The following is a 19,408-nucleotide window of genomic DNA, read 5'->3' as shown; positions in this document are numbered from 1 at the left end:
ACATTGGAATGGCGCAAGGTTCATCCCCCACACCTTACGATGACAGCCGCCAACAGCGAATCGAGGCGTTTGTCCGAGAAGCGGAAGCGTATTTAGCTTCACGCGGTGGGCTCGATCCCAGCGCTCTGCCTGCGCTCGCCTATCAGTTTGGCTTAAACCGAGACGAATTTCAGGAGGCCATGTATCAGGTCTATTCGTCTCCGCCTGGCGCCCCGCGCAATGTCTCGTCCGAGAAGTCAAGTCAGGCCTCCCAGCAACCGTCCAAGCCGTCGGTCGCCGAGCAGCCCTCTGCTCGCTCGAACGACGACGAGCTTTTCCCGCCAGAGGTTCTTGCAGAAAGTGCGATCGCTTCGACCATCGTAGAAGATACCAACTCGGCGGATGAAACACTCCTCTCCTCTGAGTTAAATGAGGCGTATGAACTGCCTGGCGTTCGTCCTCAAGATCTGTACCAGTTTGTGCGGCAAGCGCGATTGGTCTTGGCCGACGAACAGGGCTGGAACGAACGTTCGTTGGCTCGGCTTAATTTTCTGGCCGACCAACTGCTGATTCCGCACGCCGTACGGGGTGAACTGTTCCGCAAGCTGGAAGACCCTAATTTCACCCCATCACCTCCTGCCGAACAAACATCGCCTGAGTCGCTCGATGCGAGCTCGGTAGGCGATCTTCTGCAACCTGAAGAAACGGTTCCGAATGCCGCTCAAGAGGAAGAAGAAGAGGAAGTCAGGCAGATAGAAGAGCGGAAGAAACGGCATTCACCGAGCCGCCTTTATACCCACTATTTGAAGAAGGCCCTCGAGGCGCTGCCGACCAAACGGGTTAACCAACGGCGTGAAGAGAAGTTAATTCATGAGGGAACCGCGAAACTTGGCCTGAGCGAAGTTCTGGCCCGCGATCTCCTGTTGGAGGTGGCCGAGAACCAGGGTTATGTGCTTCTCTCGGAACAACAAAAGTCCGAGCAGCCTGGCAACGAGCCGGCAGCAGAAGAACTGTTGGTCGACTTTCAACAGCGGGCTGCCGCCATCATTGCCGGTCAGGGAGGCGTGAACTCACTGACACGTATCATGATCGCCCAAGTCGCCAACGATCTGGGGCTGAGCGATGAACAACGCGATGCGGCCCTCGCTTCTATTCAAAGACAAACCGAAAAGAACGAAGTCGACGCCCGGCTTCAGCAGCGGGCCAGTTCCTATCGAGAATTCGTGCGGGTCAAGCTGGAAGCGATCGCTCATGGCATTGTCATTGCTTCCCTGGCACAAAAGCTGGTTCAAATCGGTGTCGACATGCACGGCATCGGCGAAGAACTGGCCTGGCATACACTGCGCGAAGTGCTGCAGGAAGAAGATCTGCGGTTGGTTACCGTTGAACAGGCCAAATCGCATGTCAGTGCTCTTGTCGACGATATCATGCTGGAAGAACAGTTTCTTTCCATTCAAAACCGGCAACGGTTGATGGCCGAGGGAGAACAGTGGGGACTGACTCCTGGCCGCTGCGAACAATTGATCGATCAACGTGTCGCGGAGTTCACTCGTAAGAAGCACCGCACACAGCGGCAAGTGGTGCTAATCTTTACTGCCTTTTTTACTTTGCTGGTGGGTGGTGGCTTTTACGTTCTTTATGTCGATTCCAAACTGCCAGAAGGGACGCCGACGCTCACCAATTTAACGGCATCCAATCACTCGGTAGACTCGACGGATCCTCACGCTACTAATATCGAACCGGTCCCCGAAGTGCCGCAGAAACCGGTCTGGCAGCGGCAACCATGGTGGAGCGAACAGCTCTCGCTCGCCCTTCTTGAAATCTATCAGCAGGAACCATCACTACAAGAATCGCTGACGGCGACCTGCACTACGGACGAAAAACGCCGAATTAGTGCCTATCGGGAACTAATTCGGCAGTTGGTCACCACTTCAATCGCTCATCAAGCAGAAGCGCAGCAATTGGCAATCCGTAAAGCAATTGTGGACCTGGTTCGGGACGAGCCGAGCGACGATGCGGTGGCTGCGATTGCGGAAGAACTGACGACAGGAATTTCGCTGCCAGATGCCAACTCGGCAGCAGCCATATCGCCGGATCAGCGTTTGGAAAAGGCCTACCTCAGCACCTTGGCAGCAGGTCAAACGGCGCTGCCTGCGGTTCGCAAAGATGCGTTCCTTGATAAGATCGCCCGGCAGCTAGGTATCAACTATTCCGGCTCCATTGCACCATTGGAATTGACAATCAACGAAATCGTGGGCGATCAGTATCGCAAACTTCATGCCTTGGCAAAAACAGATCCGAACTTGGCAGCCGCACAACATGCTGCCGTTTCTAAGGCCGCCAAGCACTATCTTCGACCAGATCAAATCACAGCCAAGGATAGCAGCCTTGCCCCTGTTATTCTCGCTCAAATGACCGGCGACTGGAAAGCGTACCAGCCTCTTGTTCAAGCAGTGATCGATTCTCCCAACGCCCTTGAAATCTTGCCGCTGTTAGATGTTTTTTCTCAGTCGTTGAAGGATAGGAACATCCAGCAAGAACTCGCCGCGATGCTCTCTCAGCGGATTGGTCGCGGGCTCGATGCCGACGATCCGGTGCAATCGGCGGCGTTGGTTCGCACCGAGCTTGGGCTTGATACAATCGCCGCCAGCGACGGAGAGATGCAACGCATGTTCTCGCAACGGGCCTCGGTTTACTCCTGGGATGTCCCTAGCGACATACCACCAAACATGCTGGTGAATGAGGTCACCACGCTGGGTTTTCTGTCGGTCTTGGGGCACGCGGCCGAAAAAGGGGACATGGGACAACGTATTTTTCAGGAAATGCTGACCCAAGGTGCGCCGGAACTAGAAGACGATTCCAATAGTGGCAAGACGGTTTCTACGGCTGCGAAGGCAGCCCTTTCGAAAGTAGAAGCACTCATTGCGCGGCTCGCCCAAGCCAAAAACCCTATTAGCCGCATCGACAACTATCGTGAACTGTGCGTCTTAGCAGGCGACGTCAACGATGTCGATTACGAAACCGCATCCCAACTCGCCCAATACATTCTGGCACCGAAGCCACGGGCCGAGCAAAGCCAACTTCAGCTAGGGTTCCGCGCGTTTTCGCATTGGACTACCTTCAAGCTGGCCATGGCCGATCAACTACCCGATGCCCGTCGTGCGGCAGACGATCTGCAAGAGATTGTCAGCGCCTTGCTGGGCGAGACCGTCCCATTCAACGAGGTCCGTACTGCCCGCATTGAGTTTCGCAACATCCTTTTGCGGCACGCGCTAGACAGCTTGGGCAACCAAAGTTCTAGCCCTGATAGCCTCTCGGCAAAAGTTGCAAATGATGCGGCTTCCCATTTGGTCGATTACTATCGTCGGCACGCGCAACTGGAAGGCATTGCTAACGAGCAGTTATCAGGCCTCGAATTACCAGACGCAATCGCCGATCAACTGATCGAGTTGGAACAAAACCGAATCAGCGATATGGCACTTACTGATGACGAAACATCGCAGTTACAGGACATCACCCGTCAGAAAATTGCGTTGGATTACCTAGGCAACTCCCCCATAGCCAGCATGGCCATACGGCAACGGGTGTGGTTGAAGCTGCTGGCGTTACGGCTGGGCAAGGAACGCCCTCAGTTGAAAGTTCCCCTTGAGAAACTGTTAGAACAACTCGAAACCCAAGATGCTACCGCGTCAAACCTTCTTGAACAGCTTCGCAGTGGTGAGATGGCGTTGGTTAAATTCTGGGAACTGTCCGGAGGTGCCGTATGATTCGCAGCTTGCAAACTCAAAAACTGTTGGCTGTGGCGTTCCTCGCTTGGCTACCGTTGTCGAGCCACCTCTTCGCAGCAGTCGTTTATCTAAAGGGAGAAAAAGAGCCGATTGCGGGGCATCTTGAATCTTCCGACGACAAGACGATCGAGCTCCGCCTAAAGACGCCTGACGGCGAGGAAATCCTTCGTACGATTAGTCGTGCGCAGATTGAACTGTTGCTGCAACCAGTCAACCCGAGTCGCTTGGAACAGCTTTCCCCCGACAACCCTCAAGCCTACCGAGAATACGCGGAAGAGCTGGTCGAAAAGAAGTCCGACCCAGACGCTGTTGAAACGGCGATGCGGCTGTTTTTGATTGCTGCTTACCTCGATCCGGCGAAAGAAGGGCGTAGTGCGTTACTGGGCATGACGCCACTGATGAAAGATCAGCAAGGTGTGCGTCAACTTCGTGCGATTGCCTATTTGGTAGGAGCAGAGCACGATGTTGCGTTGCTGGAAGGGGCCGCGTTGAAAAACGATGCCAATGGTGTGCCTCTCGACGAAGAACAGCGTACCCAGGTAATCGAAGTGTTTCACCTTTTGCGGCAATCCAAACGCAGCGATGCTAAGCAGCGACTTCGCAGCGAGGAACTTCAAGCCGCGATGCGCCAAGGCACCAACAAGATAACCCCGGAAGAGTGTCTTGACCTGGCCAATGGGACGTGCCCTGGTTGCCAGTCTGGGATAGTTCCTAATTACATGCTACAGAAGCTCGTGGCAGCCGAGTACGAACTTAGTTCGAGCGAGACCGGAGCAGTCATGCAGCCTCAGTGGGGCTACTATCTGGACGATAGCTTCTTGCAATCACTTCCGGTGCTTTCGTTGCGGAAGGGAACTGACTTCGATCCCCAAAAGTGCGTTTACCGCGACGGCAACTGGGTCGAGCCTTAGCAGCCCGGTCTCCGCTTGCTCGATAATTCGTTTCTAAAACGGGTTACGGTGCAACGAATTCTTTGTGGAACATGTGGACAAGCGTGGGATCCATTTCACTGGCTTCTTCTTCTCCAAAGTAGAAGACCCTTGCATCGGACAGGTACTTTTCGGCGACATTCGCAAACAAGTAAGAGGCGGCGGCGGCCCGGATGTCGTCGACCATCTCTTCCCATGTGGCTGTCCCTCGTTTCTCTTCCATAATGTACAAGAGGTGAATGCCAAACCGTGTCTGAATGGGGCCAACGATGCTACCGACCGGGCGCGAGTAGGCGGCTTCGTGTATTCTTGGATCGAGTGGGCCGTGATATCCGATCCATCCCAAATCGCCACCATCGGCCGCGCTGGGGGAGTTAGAATACTGTTTGACCGCGTCCGAGAATTTGAGTTCCCCTTGCTGAATTCGATCACGGATCAGCACGGTATCTCGGAATGCTCTGTCCCACTCGAAATCATCTGAGTTGCTCGGATCACCTTGAAAAATTTGGGCGACGCGCCGGGTCGTGCCGTCGAACTGGGCATAGTGACGTTCGTAGTAGCGGCGCAAATTGACTTCGGTTAGATAGCTATCGAGGTAACGATTCCACACGATTTTCCAGGCGAGGTTTCGTCGCAACATGGCCTTGTCCGCCTTGCCGGCAGCCAGGAACGCGTCGAGCGATTGCCCACGTGCTTCTAATGTCTTTGTGACTTCGGCCAAGGCCAGATTCACCTCTTGCTCTGTGGCACGATAATCCGTGGTTTGCAAGTAAGAAAAAACGCCTTGCTGGCGAACCAACTGCGACAACACGCCAGAACGGTAAATCTGAAGCGTCGATTCTGGTAGCCCTTGAAAGACATCGAGCCTGTCCAAATATCGCTGCACTTCAACATCGTAAACCGGCACATTATTTACGCTGGCGAGTACAATCGCACCGGTTGTGGGATGAACTAAGATCTCTTCAGATAAATTGCTAGGTCCTGAAGAATACTCTAAATCGTCAGACAAACTCTCATCGTTGGCAGCTTCTGGCAACACCATCAGACAGATGATCACCAGGATAAACGTGGGGGATCCGATACAAGGTTTGGACAACATAAGCTTGCTCTCAATGATGTCTTGTTCCATTGCCAAGATGGCCATCTTTCGCGGGAAGTGTGGTCATCGGCTAGGGCAACGGAATATCCGTTAACTCGAACGATATCGGCAACGAAATAATCGAGGCCGGTGATCGATAGACAAACTCGTAATCGCTCGCTTCTCGTTCCAATACAAACTTGTAAGAAAGTCCAACGGTATCAACGTCGCGGTATGTCTCTTCAAATCCGGCGATGTCGACACGTTCCCCGTTAGGACCTTTCAGGTATGCCTCGTTGTTGTATACCCAGCCGCGATGCGATTCGAGCGCTCCTTGCTCGTTGAGAACTCGCAGCATGATACTTGCTTCGTAAATGTCACCATTGGGCCGAAACGCTTCAAAGATGACTTCAATCGCACCGCGTTCGTCTTTCACGTTACGGGCTTTTTCTAACTTATCGAAAGTAAACGTCTCGACACGGCCAGGCAGCAAGGCGACCATCTGCCCTTTCATCTTGGCAATCTTCTGAGATGTCCGATCGACGCCACCCAAGGGAAGTTGAATGTCGACCGCCGAAACACCTTGAAGCACTTCGGTATCCAGCGAACCTTCTGAGGCGCCGGATACCAAACTTTTTCCGTTTTCATCTTCGATCTGAAGTTGATCTAAAGGCAACTTGATGACAATCGGCGTCAAGCGAGGTTCCCAGGCAACTTGCAGATTCATGAACGTGCCGCGTTGTTCTGGATTCGAAAGATTCAGAAACGACTCGATCCGGGTTGGCTCGAAACGGAAGATCTCGCTGGTCCGTACTAGCGGGTTCTTTTCGTTTGTGGCTGCTTGCCGTCCGACGAAAGCTAACACCCCAGGCTGTCCGGCATAGTGATAGGCTTCGAGCCCGGTCTGGGCGAACAACTCGTCCAATGCTTCCCAAAACGGAACCTCTTTCCAATCGACGGTAACCTTGGTCGCATCAGCGTTTTGGCCGAAGTTGCGGCGGAAGTCGACCAGTTGATTGCCCGTTTGTTCTTGGATTGCAGCCAGGACCTCTGTAAATGGTTTGTCCTTCACCGAGAGCGTGATCTTGGACGCCTTGGCGGCGTTATCAGCACGGGCTTTTTCCAGAATGGTACGAATCCGCTGCAGGCGGGCTTTGGTTTCAGCAGCCGTGTTCGGTTTTACCTGGGGAAGAAAGTCGAGCGACTCGTGCCCTAGTTCAATAATCTTCTGCTCAGCGCGAGCGCGTTCTTCAAGTGTGTCAGAGTCGAGTCGCCGCACCCAGGCTTTTACCTGATCGGACAAACTTGGCTCTGCATCTTGCGCGAAAATAGGGCCCGCTAGCGCGAACACTAGGCCCACCCATACTACGACTCGTAACGCGTCCATGAAAAGGGTAAGAGAATTCTTCCAGATAAGGTTATTTTTAGATGAGGTAGGCTCCATTCTAGAGGTTGTTGGCATCTGAATCCAGCGAAATCTTCGAAAGTTTCCCCCTCGGACGCAGGGTGAGTTTATCAACGGTGAGCTAACCTTAGGGATAAGGTAAACGCCAACTGTTCTGAAACCCCAAGCAATTGCCATGCTAGCAGTACGCATTGATTCGGCCCTAACCCTTTTGTTTGTGGTCGTTTACTCCGCATTTTTTCCCCCGAATATCTTGGCTCAGGGGCAAACCTACCCAGTCATGATTCAGCTCGATTTGCAGGACGAAACGATCCAGGCAACGCCAGTCATCGCTTCCGAGCAGCAAGTCATCATGCTGGGTCGAGATGGGCAACTCTGGGATTTCGCCCCAGAAGATGCCACCAACTTTGCGCGACTTGCCCAACCATTTCAACCTCTGCCGCAAAATGAACTGCGGAGAAAGCTGCTCGACGAGTTTGGCCGCGGCTTCGATGTAAGTGGAACCGGCAGCTACTTGGTGGTTCACCCGGCTGGGGCAAAGGAGCGTTGGGCCAATCAGTTCGAGCAACTCTATCGCTCGTTCCACCAATATTTCACCGCCCGGAATATCCCGCTACAGCGAAATGAATTTCCGTTGGTGGCGATTGTTTTCCCCGACTTTCCAACCTATCAAAAATACGCTGCGGCAGAAGGAATGCGGGTTAGCAAAGGTGTCGTCGGTTACTACTCGCCTAGAACCAATCGGGTTGCCTTGTACGATGTGACCCGAGGAGATCCCAATCATCCGCTATGGGGCGAGAACCTAGCTACCATCATCCACGAAGCCACCCATCAAACGGCCTTTAACACCGGTGTCCATAGCCGTTACTCTCGTCAGCCGAAATGGCTGGTTGAAGGTTTGGCTACCATGTTCGAGGCCCCTGGCGTGTGGGACTCGCGCAATCATCCTCAGTTTCGTGAACGCCTGAACCAAGCTCGCATGAGCGAGTTTCTATCGTACATGAAAACGCAACGACAACCGAATTCGCTGCAAGAGTTTATCGCCACCGACGACGCATATCGTCAGCGTCCCAGCACGGCTTATGGCGAAGGTTGGGCGTTGGCCTTCTACTTAATTGAAACGCGTCCCCGCGAATTTGCCCAGTACATGCAAACCGTTGCCAATCGCCCAGCAGGCGAACCGTATACGGCCGAACAGCGTGTAGAAGATTTCCAAAATGCGTTCGGAGCCGATCTGAATCTGTTGGAATCGTACTTCCTGCGTTACATCCAACAGGCACCCACTAAGCTGTAGCCTAAGTAGATTCGATGAGACGAGGCATTTCCTTTCGTTGCCTCTGATAAGTCGGCAACGTCGTCATTATGAAGTAACGGGCTCTTCTTGCTCGGTAGTCCGTTCAATTTCTTCCTGCTCGCGTTTGACCTGTAGATGGCGATCGACGGCTTTGTGGTGGTCCCAGTTTCCTGAGGAGCCTGCCCGGCGTTCGTCTAAGTTCATCAGAATATCGCTCGGGCCGTACATGATGACGGTGTCTCCGGCGTGCAATTTGGTGAAACCTCGGGGCGCGCCCAGATAGATGCCGCCAGGGCGTTCGACACCCAAGACCAAGACCCCTTCTTCCGACAATCGCAGCGCGACCAATTCTTGTCCGGCTAACCAGTCTTCCTCTTGGACTTCCATCTCGATCACGGTGTAGCCGTGTGCCAAATGTAACAAGTTCGAGTAGTCGCACACTTCCAAATCGGTCCAACGACGAAGCGCCATCTCTACCACTTGGTTCAACCGCTTATCGACCCACTGACTTCGCGAGATCATCCACAATACCAAAACGCCACCCACCAAAAACACAACTCGCAGCCACCAATAGGCAGGCGTCTCGCTGCTAGTGTGGACGAAGGACAGCATCAAGGAACTAACCGCCGTCACAATCCCTGCGTTCCCCAGAAGCATCAGAATCATAATGATCTTGCGCCGCACCGGATGCTGAACCACGCGGTCTGATTCCGAAGTGGTAAAACCGGAACCAGTGAATGCGGAACGTGCTTGAAATTGAGCCAACTGGTGAGATATGCCAGTCAGCACCAAGGCGATCGTTGCCACGCGGACGACCATCAACGAGATCACGATGACCAACAATAATGAGAGTATTGGAAGAAATGACGCCATAACGCTCTATTTCACCTCGTATTGGTGTGAAATTCTTTAAGAATGCTTACTCTGTACTAGTAAGCAAACGCCGCGCCAGACGTTCAGTATTTCGGCTGCTAGATAAAGGGGTTGCTAATGCAGCGAGAATCGACTCTCGGCGAGTCGCTCGAATTCTTCGCGGTGAGATTCCTGCTTCGGGATCGATTGTTTCCAGCAAGGATCGACCAAGCGAATATCTAATGCCCCCAGGGCAAAGTGCAGCGGATAGCCTATCAGCCAGACGCAAGCCAAGCTGAGGCGATACACGTTGCTGGTCTCCCACAAGCCGTGGGCACCATCGAGGTTTCGTACCAATCCGTCGACCGCCGGGGCCGAGCCAAAGGCCACTAACGCGACGATCACGTAAGGGATCATCCGTAACAAGGTGCTAGCACGCAGTGGCAACAATTGCAGCACGACCGCCAGGGCGAACACGGCACCTCGGCCAATCAGAATCGCTCCTTCGCGGTAGGCCGCTTCCGGTGGCATGCCAGCGAAACGATGATTTGCTCCGCTCAATAAAACGCCGAGCAAGCCCAGCAACACCAATAGCTTCAGCCAAGCAAACCGAGGCAGCGATTCTTTCTGCCAGTCGGCCCACGCAAAGAGGATCGCCGCAGTTAAACTTGCCAACGCAGTGGCAATCACCACCAGCCCCAGGTCTTGCAGGGGCTCGTTCGGAAAGTTGGGTGGCCGAAGTCCTAAAACGATCGTCGCAAAAAAGCTAACCATCAAGCGTTTGCCGAAGTTGCCGGAACCACAGCCCACGTAAAACCCGGCGATGCCTGCCAAGGCTAAGCGAAACTCTTGGCTTAAAAACCAGAACTCGTCACCGAACAACCCAACCGTAATCGCCGAACTCAACATAATGAGCATCAACGCTTGCAGATACATGCGTGTCGGCGCAGTATCCCAGGCCCGCTTCTCCAGCGGGTTTTCTGGCAAAGTTGGCAACCAGGTTTGGGAAAGTTCGTCAGCCATTTTGTGCGTTCAAGTTCGCGGTGAAACAACCTTTCCTAGTTTAATGGATATCGTCGAAATCAACAGCCTCGTTCGTGGAATGAGAAATTTCGGCTGGGATTGTCCCCAAGGCCTTCGTCTCGGGTCGTCCTGCTCTGGCACGCTGCTGCCGTACGGTGACAAGCCAATTAGGTTGCACCAACGACCAACCGACTTCACGTAAAGCCCAATCTAACGGATAGGTGAATATCCACAGCGAAATCACTCCGATACCGTAAACGGACAGCCATTCATTAATGAGAGCATACCCCTCGAATATTTCCTGCAGGTAGTACGAACCCAAGAAGGCAAGGAAAGCAAAAGCTCCTCCGCAAGCCCACCAGCGATGAAACGATGTTGGTTTCGCCCATAGCACCGCACACTGGACCACTAAAGTCATCCCAAGGATGGTGTATTGAGTGACCGTCTTAACAAGTCGAATTACTGAATTACCGAAAAACTGCGTCGAGAGTATCCGCAAGACAAGAAAAAATAACGCAGCGGCAATCATCGCAACGAAGATCCCTTTTAGCGAAATCGTCTGATGCTCGTTCGATTCGCGACACCACAGCGAGACCAGCAAACGTAATCCAAACGTCAGCCCCGTAATGAGCAAGGCCGCCAATGCCAAAATAAAGATGATGTATCCACCATTTCGGAGCACGTGCATTGCCAACAGAGGAATCGCCACGACAACCGCAATGCATCGCAGCCACCACCTGGCCCGACCACAGGCCAACCAAAAACCAAGCAGGCCAACTTGGCCCAGGCGGAAACCCAGCGGGACCACATTATCCCAGCCGTGGGTGAGGACCAAAACAAATGCTTCCGCCCCGAGAAAAACAAACAAGATAGCCCCAATCATCGGGCGTTCTGGCTCGGTCGACGGTGGGAACTCGTCCAGACCAACCATGCCGTCCTGAGGCTCTTCCGAATTTGCTTCAGTACACATTACTTCCATCGTGCGAGCAAGAAATACGAGTTAGCTCGTTTGCTTTGCCAAGACGCCACGATGGATTTTAAAATAAATACCTCGCAGCTGCGAATCTCATGAGGAGGTCAAGCAAAAGATAATCGAGAATCACTCGACTTGATACAATAGTAAGCACGACGATCAAAAAGCTAAGCAACTCGGTAGAGCTACCCTCGGAAGCGATTCAACACCGTACGATGACTTATTTTGGGCCTGATTATCAGGGAGACGATAGCTACGACTCGTTTGACGCACTCGATTCGTTGAGCGGTTTTCTTTACGGCGCTATGGCGGGCTTGTTCTTGCCGGCCAAAACCACCAGCGAACGGATTGCCCGTTGGACTGCCCTGCCCTGCTTGGTGTTGCCTATCTTAGGAATCGTGTTTCTGTGCTACGTCCCGCTGGCTTATTGGATGCAAGCAGTTGCCGTCCTGGTCGGGCTTACCATGTTTTGCTACGCCGGTTGGGTCGGGCATGTGCTAGAACGGAGGTATCTCCGTTACGAAAGAGAAATAGAAGAAGATCCAGAGATTCAGCTCTCCGATTTTCGGAAACGGCGGCGGCGATAAAAACCGAGGCGTTCGTTTCCGTGGGTCCGGTTTCGACGCTGGGATTGTCATCTAGGAAACTGACGAGCAAACGGCAGTGTCGAAGATGAAAATCGCAGGCGAAACCACGTTGGCACACCCAACACTCTTCCGCAAATCACCCGACCTATGCCCCTGCCGCTGTGAAGTGCGTGGTTGTCTTGATCTTGTTACGGTTGGTTGGCCAAAGCCATACGGGTTGAAGTGTAATCTGGTTGACTTAGTTCGCTGCGTTTCTCGATCGGCAGCATGTTTCTTTCCAATACTTCCGGATCGGATGTGGTCCAAGTTTCCCGTACGTTGTCGGCGTAAACTTTTCGATACACATTCAAATCGCGCCAATGACAGATGAATTTATCTTGGTTCCATGACTTACGTGGAAGCTGATCATCTGTTTTCAACAGCCGCCAAGCACGGACCTGAAAACGTTGGGAAGCACTTTCCCATTGGTAGAAAATAAGTTGATCGATTACGTGTCGACCTTGGAGGTCGTACAAGTGATTGATTTCGATTAGGTCGACATGATCGACCAGATCTGTTTCGGCTGGAGAAGCCCCCAGCGATGCCATCGATAAGATGGATGCGACGACGAACGAGGTCATACTCGTCTCCCATTTGCCATTCGTTGGATACGGAGAGTTCCGCGAATTCCGTTCACGGAGCGGAGAGTTCTGATTTTTCGTTCGCATTCCGGAATGCAGACATTCGACCCTATGCGAAACCTATGCCAATTGGTCAAACGGGTTACCGACAGATGGTCGTAACTCTAAGGGAGACTTGACTTATCTGACTTCAGTTCCACTATCATTTTCGTTCGGCTTTATGAGCAATGCTTAACAGCAAAGCACAGAAAATCATGATTGCTAATTTTTTGGACAACCCCTGGTCCCCCTTTTTTATGCAGCCGAAACAAGCGGATATCACGTGACAAATTGCCAAAAGCAACTCATTTGTCCCACAGCATTTCATCAGGCTATGTCAGGTTAGGTAGATTGGTAAACGGTGTGCCCATCCCAACTTCAAGGTAGTTTGTGTGTTTGGAATTTACAAAAACTGGCTGGCAATCCTCTTTGTGTTGTTGGTGCATGTGGTGGCGTACGGCATCCTGCTAGACGCAATTCCTTATCCGCTGCCTGACTACGAGTTTGTTTACCTTCTTGTCATACCGTTTGCCGATATGGGTGTGCTTGGCTTCTGGTTGGTTGTGGGAAGCCAGCGTGCTTGGTTGCGGCTGTTGGTAACCATCGTTGGTTACTGCACGCTCTTGACGATAGGCTTGCAGGCTTGGGATGTTCACCCGATGGTGCTGGCCCCCGCCTACGCGACGACACTTTCGAGCGTGGCTTTGGGCACGCTGGGACTCGGATGTATTGCCGCTTACTTCCCAGGCTGGCATGGCTGGCAGGTTCGCTTTGCGTTGTGGGAAATTATCGTCGCGACTTGCCTGATCGCGCTTGCCCTGGCCGTGCTGCGGACCATCTTGGTGAACGACCTGCTGGATTGGCAAACCTGGTTTGGCCTAGATGGAGGCGAATTCCTCACGTTCTCGCTCGCAACAGGCATTTTCCTGACGATAGCCGGGCTACCGATCTTGGCCACCGGTTGGAAAGTCCGAGGCATCGCGAGCTTGGTGATGCTGATTCTGTTATCCGTGCTGCCTGTCCTAGAAAAGCAACTCTTCTTACTGCTTGGTCTCGCCGATCCTGACTATGAATTGTTGTACTACACCCACTTCTCTCAAGTCGCCCTGGCTTGGGGCACGTTCATCCCTTTACGCTGGGCCTTTCCCACCCTGATTCAAGCTTGGAACCGTCCCGAGCAGCCCTCTGCCTCCTGTCAGGAAGCACCTCTCACCGAGGTTGAACACCAACCTACCGACGATTTCTTCAAGATGCAGTAAGCAAGCGATGTCACACCGATCGCTTGGTGTTGTGCATGGAAAAAGAACGATCATTGGTTACCGATGCAGATCAAATACTCTTGCCGGGTTCCGGACGAGCTATCGGCGTAGCGGGCATACAGGCGTCCTTGGCTGGCGATCGGCGTGGCGAACGTTTCGTCTCCGAGTTGGTTCTTGGCGACGAACTCGTACTTTTCAGGATTTGCCTTGAGGACGTACATGTTCCCTTTTTCATCGGCAATGAAGATGTTGTCACCGCTTAGCAAAGGAGAGGAACTGACAGGGCTGCCGAGGCGCTGCTTCCACATGGTTTCGCCTGTCTGTCCGTGCAAACAATAGAAGATTCCTCGGTCGTTAATCAAGTAGAGATAGCCGCCGTGCGTCAGCAGAGATTGTTCGTAGCATTGCTCGCGGCTGGTCCATAATACTTCAGGTGTTTCGCTAACCTTGATCGCCACGGTTTGCGTGGGCGAAGCGGGATAGCCTCCGCTGGCATAGACCATGTCTTTTTCCCAGACGGCGGTGCCACACGTGGCAAGATTCGTGCCGTCGACTTCCCACAGTTGTTCGCCGGTGCGGGGATCAAATGAAGCGACTTTCGCTTGCCCGCTTAAGAGCAACTGATCGCGACCGGCCAGGGGAGCCACGATGGGTGTGCTGTAGGACGTTCCCTTCCGATCAATCCGCCAGCGCTGTTGGCCATCTTGTTGCGAAAACGCGGCCAGCCAACCTTCTTCATATTCGGAGGCTACAAGCACCAAGTCTTCATAAAGCATCGGAGAAGGCGCGTAGCCAAACTTATACTGTTCTGGCTTGTAAGGTCCGGCGTTGATTTGCCACAGGATCTTCCCTTCTAAATCCAAAGCGGTCAGAATCACCGCTTCATTTTGCAGGAACACCGCGAACAGTTGCTTGCCATTGGAAGCCACGGTCGACGTAGCGTGCGTATTCTTGGCGTGAACATCGGTTTGAAAACCACCTCGCGTAACCGGCGTTTGCCAGAGTTGTTTTCCGGTATGCTTATCAAAGGCAACCACGGTGGTAATTTGTTTTTCTTGATCGGCTGAAGTCAGATAGAGACAATCACCGACCAAAATCGGCGAAGAGTGTCCCCGACCTTCCAGCGGGATTTTCCAGATTACGTTCTTGGCTTCATCCCATTCGGTAGGCACCGGTGGGCCAAGGGCAATGTTGTTTCCTGTCGGACCACGCCATGACTGCCAGTCTTCGTGAGAATCGCCTACGTCTAGTCGCGCATCGGCAGCCCAAACAGCGGCGGGCAGCATAACGCAAAGAAATCCAACGATACCGAAACGCATCATCGTTTTGTTCCGCGATAGGTCGAGGGTTGGTTTGGGGGGAGAGATTGCAAGGCAGGATTCTCTGCCTATTCTGCGTTGCCCTACGATCGATTTCAACTCAGGAGCAGCTTTCGCCATTGAAATCGTGAACCAAAAAAATCGCCCAGATCAGGGCGATCTAGGCGATTGGCAGGCCGCATAGGGGTGAGGAAAACTCAACTATCGTCAGGCAGATCAGAGGGATAAGCATCAAGGGTCGACTAAAAGGTTGGCTTAGTCGTCCCACTCTCCTAAGTATTGCATTAAAAAGTCGATGTCGCCCACATAAGTTTTGTCAGAACCACTTGTCGAATAGGCAACCACAACGTCAAAACCGGCAGCGTAACTAGAGAAATCTTCTCCATATAGGGCTGCATAGTTTGACCTGGCCACAAGTCGATCGTCCGAGGCCGTATCAAACAAGTAAGCCACGTCGTGCCCGCCCATCGTGGCGATAGCGTTGACGTTCTTAAAACCACGTGCCGAGTTCGCATAGCCTTGGCCAACCATCGAGCTTTCAACTGTTCGGCTGTAATAGGTATCGTTGCCGACCGTGTCGTAGAAGAACGCCTGATCGTTGCCACCCTTGGTCGAAACGGCCGTCGACCGGCTGAAGCCTTGGCTGATGGTGTAGTAACCAGCCCCATACATATAAGCCTGATTGCCCCGCGCGACATAGGTATCCTTCCCGTCGGTATCGTAGAACGTGGCGACGTCGTTGCCACCGTTCATCGCCATGGCGGTCACGCGAGAGAAGTTATAAACCGAGTTAACAAAGCCGGGGCCGCTCAGCACGCTCGACGTGCCGTACGAATTGAAAGTATCGTTCCCTGCCGAATCATACAGATAGGCTTGATCGTTTCCACCGGTGCTGTAAACGCTCGTACGTTCGAAGCCGTAAGTCGAGACGGTCGAGTTTGATGTCATCATGTAGGCATCTTTACCGCGACCGATGAAATAATCGTTCCCGCTCGAATCGTACAGCACCGCCGTATCGATGCCACCGTTGTTGGCCGTGGCCATCACATTGCGGGCACCACTCACTTCATTCTTGTAGCCGGTGCCGCTCATGGTGAACTTGGTCGAACTGCTGCTGAACGTATCATTGCCAGCCGTGTCGAGCATTCGCACCGTATCGCCTGAACTAGCATGGCCGATGTTGTTCTCGGTGTTGATGGTCGACCAAGTAAAACCGCTCCCGGTCGCCTTCATGGTGTCGCCTTGGAACGTCCAAATCTCGCGGTTTGAAGTTCCGTAGAAAGTAGCCGTATCGTTCCCGGCTCCACCATCGAAGGTAATCCGTCTGACCTGCGAGGCATTGAAGGTCGACGACTTACCGTTCATCGTCACGGTAACCGTCGAACCACTGTAGTTCACCGAGATGTTATCGTTGCCTTCGGTTCCCAAGATCGCCAGCGTTCCGCTATTAAGCTTAAACGGCGACGATTCGGTAACCGAAACCGAGTAGTTCCCCATTTGAGAACTATCAGCACCCTTTACAGAGAAATAAACCGTTCCGCTGGTCGTGGCGGTCCAAACCACTTTCGTCCCGGCACTACTCGTATCTTGGGCCAACTGCGAGGCGCCGTTGCTGCTGTATAGCGTCAGCACCGAGGCAGACAACGAGTTGTGATTTGTATCGATCACATACGTCTTGCCAGCTTCAGCGCTAAAGCGGAAGTAGTCGACGTCGCCACCGTAGTTCAATTTGCCAGCCAGGGGACTTCCGACAGAAATCAGGGTGGCCCCAGATGCCGTGTTGGCATGATCGTCAGGCTGAATCACCGTTACCGAGGTTCCCACCAGGTTGCTCTTCGCGCCCTCGTTATCGATAGCTTGAGCGAAGATCTTGTAGCTTCCGGCTGAGGTAAACGGGTTGCTGATCGTCAGCGTAGCCAGCCCGCCGCTTATGGTTGAATCGCTTCCTAGAAGGGCATCGCTTTCATCCCACACACCGTTGCCGTTGCTATCGCGATAGAACGCTACCTGCGAAACCGTTCCATCGGAATCAGCCACGTTCTTAGCCGTTAGCGTGATGGTGCTCGTTTCGCCCAGGTAAATCGTGCCGGTGTCGCTGGCAACGCTGCCGACGGTCGGAGCCTGATTCGGTACTGGTTCAGGGTCTGGCGTCGGATCTGGGTCAGGCGTGCTACTCTCTGAGTTCAAATGGGCCAGCGTTCCGGCAGCGTTAAGACGCATCCCCGTCGCGACCTTCCCATCCAAGCCCGAGATCCAATCGCCACCGGCCAAGATCGCGTCTTTCACTTCGGCAGCCGTGGCATCTGGGTCGTAAGCGAACGCCAAGGCAGCCACCCCAGCGACATGCGGCGAGGCCATGCTGGTGCCTGAAAACGTCGCGTAATAGCCACCGGCAATCGTGCTGTAGATACCCACGCCGGGGGCGGCGATATCGACCGAGTTTGCACCGTAGTTGCTGAAGCTAGCCAGGTTGTCGTTTTTGTCCGTCGCGGCAACCGTGATCACATTGCCGACATTGTAGTTCGAGGGGTAATGCGGATTGACGTCGTTGCTGGTGCCGTTATTTCCAGCAGCAGCGACGAATAAAATATCGGCTGCTTCGCTGGCTTGAATGGCCGCATCAAGGGAAGCACTGTAACCGCCGCCACCCCAGCTGTTGTTTAACACGCGAATGTTTACGCCGTACTGGTTTCGCATCATTGTGGCGTAGTTGATCGCGCGAACCGCGTCGGAAGTGTAACCGGTTCCGCTGGCCGAAAGGAACTTCAACGCCATGATCGACGTGTTCCAGGCCACCCCGGTTACGCCGCGTGCGTTGTTGCCCTGGGCGGCGATCGTTCCTGCTACGTGCGTGCCGTGGTGATTGTCGTCCATCGGATCGCCGTCGTTGTTGGCGAAATCGAACCCATGCACGTCATCGATGAAACCGTTGTTGTCGTCGTCGATTCCATTACCAGCAATTTCGCCTGGGTTGGTCCAGATGTTGCCAGCCAGATCAGGATGAGTCCAATCGACGCCCGTATCGATGACACCCACAACAACGCTATCGGAACCGGTGGTCTTATCCCAGGCCTCTGGAGCGTCGATTTGTTTCAAACCGTAAGTCGCCGAGAAGCTTGGATCGTTGGGTGCGACATTGAAAACGGACGCGATGTCGAGTTCGTAGTTGGCGACTGCGTCGAGCGAGCTGAACCAGGCGCCGACTTGTTCCGCTGTCGCTCCTTCGCTGTGAACCAGAATTTGCCCGACCAGCCCCAAGCCACGGACCACTTCTACGTTAAATCCACTGCCACCCAGCAGCGCGCCAACCTGGGTAACAGACGTCATCTGGCTGGCGACGTTTGTCGAAAGTTGAACGATCCAGTCGTTCGTGTAAGGATCTTGCGTTGATTGCTGGGTGATACCGGTCGAGTCGGTCTCAAGACCTCCGCCAGAGCGTTCGAAATCGCTACCAGAAACGTCTTGGAACCAAATCGACGAGATATCGGCCGCCATCATGCTGCGAACTTCGAGCGATTCGATCGCGCATTGGTGGGCCGAGCGTTTGTTCTTACGACGAGGGCTTTTCGTTAGACGATTGGGATTCGATGTCAGGTGACGCAACCAGTTTGCCAGCCGAGAACATGCCTCTGGGCTATCGCTATCGGAACTTCCCACCTTACTGCTCCTACAATTCACCTTCCGGTCAGGTTCCACCCAGACCGACGGTTTTGGACAAGTGCTTGCTGGTCGCCGCTTGCCGTCCCGAAATTGCCTGGGGCCCGGCTGCTGCGTGCCAGCAGGAACACGGCATCACGTTTCAGCGAACGCCGTGAATAGCAGGTGCGTGACGCGGATCACCTTCGCTGCCAAAAGCTGGGCTGCCCGTCACGCTGGGGAGTAAGGAGACTTTCTAAGAAGACAGATGCTGGCAATCCTTGCTAGCGTTCTGCCCACTCCGCAAGCTCCTGCGGAAAGATCGGTCGCGCCTTCCCTGGCGTCAAATCGAGCGGGCACGGATTCTGAAAAAATCCACAGAATCGCTCAAGTCCAAGTCGACTCAATCCGACATTTGTGGCGAAAAGAAAACAAACCAGACGGCTAGCTGCTGATGTTATGCAGCGATGTTGATTTTTTGATACATCGCGATCCGGCGACAGCACGAACCCAGAAGTAGGTGGTCGCACTGAGAGATAGAGCCCAGCGGGGTCCGATTTGGCAATCGAGCATCGAGCGCAGAATGAGAATCGAAGTCGCCTGATGTAGCACTGATGCTAGCAAACT

At 53.5% G+C, this 19,408-nt stretch carries 13 protein-coding genes; 5 read left to right on the top strand and 8 right to left on the bottom strand.

Annotated features, from left to right (window positions below):
• Positions 1-8: 8 nt before the first annotated feature.
• Positions 9-3,746, top strand: coding sequence for a hypothetical protein (locus DTL42_RS08055; RefSeq protein WP_114368203.1), 3,738 nt, complete (start codon positions 9-11; stop codon positions 3,744-3,746).
• Complete coding sequence (locus tag DTL42_RS08050; protein WP_114368202.1) at positions 3,743-4,678, top strand: hypothetical protein; 936 nt, start codon at positions 3,743-3,745, stop codon at positions 4,676-4,678. The genes DTL42_RS08055 and DTL42_RS08050 overlap by 4 nt, the downstream gene beginning before the upstream one ends.
• Before the next feature lie 43 nt (positions 4,679-4,721).
• Here the strand turns inward: DTL42_RS08050 and DTL42_RS08045 are convergent, their stop codons facing one another.
• Together DTL42_RS08045 and DTL42_RS08040 are read right to left on the bottom strand one after the other, a co-directional pair.
• Positions 4,722-5,795, bottom strand: a complete 1,074-nt coding sequence (locus DTL42_RS08045) for a peptidylprolyl isomerase (RefSeq protein ID WP_158545282.1) — start codon at positions 5,793-5,795, stop codon at positions 4,722-4,724.
• A gap of 70 nt (positions 5,796-5,865) precedes the next feature.
• Positions 5,866-7,125, bottom strand: a complete 1,260-nt coding sequence (locus DTL42_RS08040) for a hypothetical protein (protein ID WP_147274205.1) — start codon at positions 7,123-7,125, stop codon at positions 5,866-5,868.
• A gap of 229 nt (positions 7,126-7,354) precedes the next feature.
• Here DTL42_RS08040 and DTL42_RS26710 point away from each other — a divergent pair, with 229 nt between their 5' ends.
• Positions 7,355-8,473, top strand: a complete 1,119-nt coding sequence (locus DTL42_RS26710) for a DUF1570 domain-containing protein (protein WP_234824121.1) — start codon at positions 7,355-7,357, stop codon at positions 8,471-8,473.
• Between the two features lie 66 nt (positions 8,474-8,539).
• Here DTL42_RS26710 and DTL42_RS08020 read toward each other — a convergent pair whose 3' ends face one another.
• The 3 genes from DTL42_RS08020 to DTL42_RS08010 form a co-directional block, all read right to left on the bottom strand.
• Positions 8,540-9,346 (bottom strand): TrkA C-terminal domain-containing protein, encoded by an 807-nt coding sequence (locus tag DTL42_RS08020; protein WP_114368196.1) that lies wholly within the window; start codon positions 9,344-9,346, stop codon positions 8,540-8,542.
• Positions 9,347-9,460: 114 nt separating this feature from the next.
• Positions 9,461-10,348: a hypothetical protein gene (locus tag DTL42_RS08015; protein WP_114368195.1), complete on the bottom strand. Its 888-nt coding sequence runs from the start codon at positions 10,346-10,348 to the stop codon at positions 9,461-9,463.
• Between the two features lie 40 nt (positions 10,349-10,388).
• The gene (locus DTL42_RS08010) at positions 10,389-11,318 is read right to left on the bottom strand and encodes a hypothetical protein (protein ID WP_114368194.1); all 930 of its coding nucleotides are present in this window, start codon (positions 11,316-11,318) and stop codon (positions 10,389-10,391) included.
• Positions 11,319-11,536: 218 nt separating this feature from the next.
• Here DTL42_RS08010 and DTL42_RS08005 point away from each other — a divergent pair, with 218 nt between their 5' ends.
• Complete coding sequence (locus tag DTL42_RS08005) at positions 11,537-11,908, top strand: hypothetical protein (RefSeq protein ID WP_114368193.1); 372 nt, start codon at positions 11,537-11,539, stop codon at positions 11,906-11,908.
• Positions 11,909-12,096: 188 nt separating this feature from the next.
• Here the strand turns inward: DTL42_RS08005 and DTL42_RS08000 are convergent, their stop codons facing one another.
• On the bottom strand, positions 12,097-12,528 hold the full coding sequence (locus DTL42_RS08000; RefSeq protein WP_114368192.1) for a hypothetical protein: 432 nt from the start codon (positions 12,526-12,528) through the stop codon (positions 12,097-12,099).
• 431 nt (positions 12,529-12,959) lie between these two features.
• Between DTL42_RS08000 and DTL42_RS07995 the strand changes: the two genes are divergently transcribed.
• Positions 12,960-13,826: a hypothetical protein gene (locus DTL42_RS07995; RefSeq protein WP_114368191.1), complete on the top strand. Its 867-nt coding sequence runs from the start codon at positions 12,960-12,962 to the stop codon at positions 13,824-13,826.
• Between the two features lie 50 nt (positions 13,827-13,876).
• Here the strand turns inward: DTL42_RS07995 and DTL42_RS07990 are convergent, their stop codons facing one another.
• Positions 13,877-15,148, bottom strand: a complete 1,272-nt coding sequence (locus tag DTL42_RS07990) for a PQQ-binding-like beta-propeller repeat protein (RefSeq protein ID WP_199590086.1) — start codon at positions 15,146-15,148, stop codon at positions 13,877-13,879.
• 252 nt (positions 15,149-15,400) lie between these two features.
• The gene (locus DTL42_RS07985) at positions 15,401-18,802 is read right to left on the bottom strand and encodes a S8 family peptidase (RefSeq protein ID WP_199590084.1); all 3,402 of its coding nucleotides are present in this window, start codon (positions 18,800-18,802) and stop codon (positions 15,401-15,403) included.
• Positions 18,803-19,408 lie beyond the last annotated feature (606 nt).

Origin of the sequence: Bremerella cremea (assembly GCF_003335505.1) — a bacterium.
In the GTDB taxonomy this organism is placed as follows: domain Bacteria; phylum Planctomycetota; class Planctomycetia; order Pirellulales; family Pirellulaceae; genus Bremerella; species Bremerella cremea_A.
Note: the sequence above shows the minus strand (reverse complement) of the source record. Positions and strands in the feature narration are given on the sequence as shown.

Coding starts and splice junctions, on each gene's coding strand:
- DTL42_RS08055 (WP_114368203.1), top strand. CDS start 9: ATGGCGCAAGGTTCATCCCCCACACCTTACGATGACAGCCGCCAACAG.
- DTL42_RS08050 (WP_114368202.1), top strand. CDS start 3,743: ATGATTCGCAGCTTGCAAACTCAAAAACTGTTGGCTGTGGCGTTCCTC.
- DTL42_RS08045 (WP_158545282.1), bottom strand. CDS start 5,795: ATGTTGTCCAAACCTTGTATCGGATCCCCCACGTTTATCCTGGTGATC.
- DTL42_RS26710 (WP_234824121.1), top strand. CDS start 7,355: ATGCTAGCAGTACGCATTGATTCGGCCCTAACCCTTTTGTTTGTGGTC.
- DTL42_RS08020 (WP_114368196.1), bottom strand. CDS start 9,346: ATGGCGTCATTTCTTCCAATACTCTCATTATTGTTGGTCATCGTGATC.
- DTL42_RS08015 (WP_114368195.1), bottom strand. CDS start 10,348: ATGGCTGACGAACTTTCCCAAACCTGGTTGCCAACTTTGCCAGAAAAC.
- DTL42_RS08010 (WP_114368194.1), bottom strand. CDS start 11,318: ATGTGTACTGAAGCAAATTCGGAAGAGCCTCAGGACGGCATGGTTGGT.
- DTL42_RS08005 (WP_114368193.1), top strand. CDS start 11,537: ATGACTTATTTTGGGCCTGATTATCAGGGAGACGATAGCTACGACTCG.
- DTL42_RS08000 (WP_114368192.1), bottom strand. CDS start 12,528: ATGACCTCGTTCGTCGTCGCATCCATCTTATCGATGGCATCGCTGGGG.
- DTL42_RS07990 (WP_199590086.1), bottom strand. CDS start 15,148: ATGATGCGTTTCGGTATCGTTGGATTTCTTTGCGTTATGCTGCCCGCC.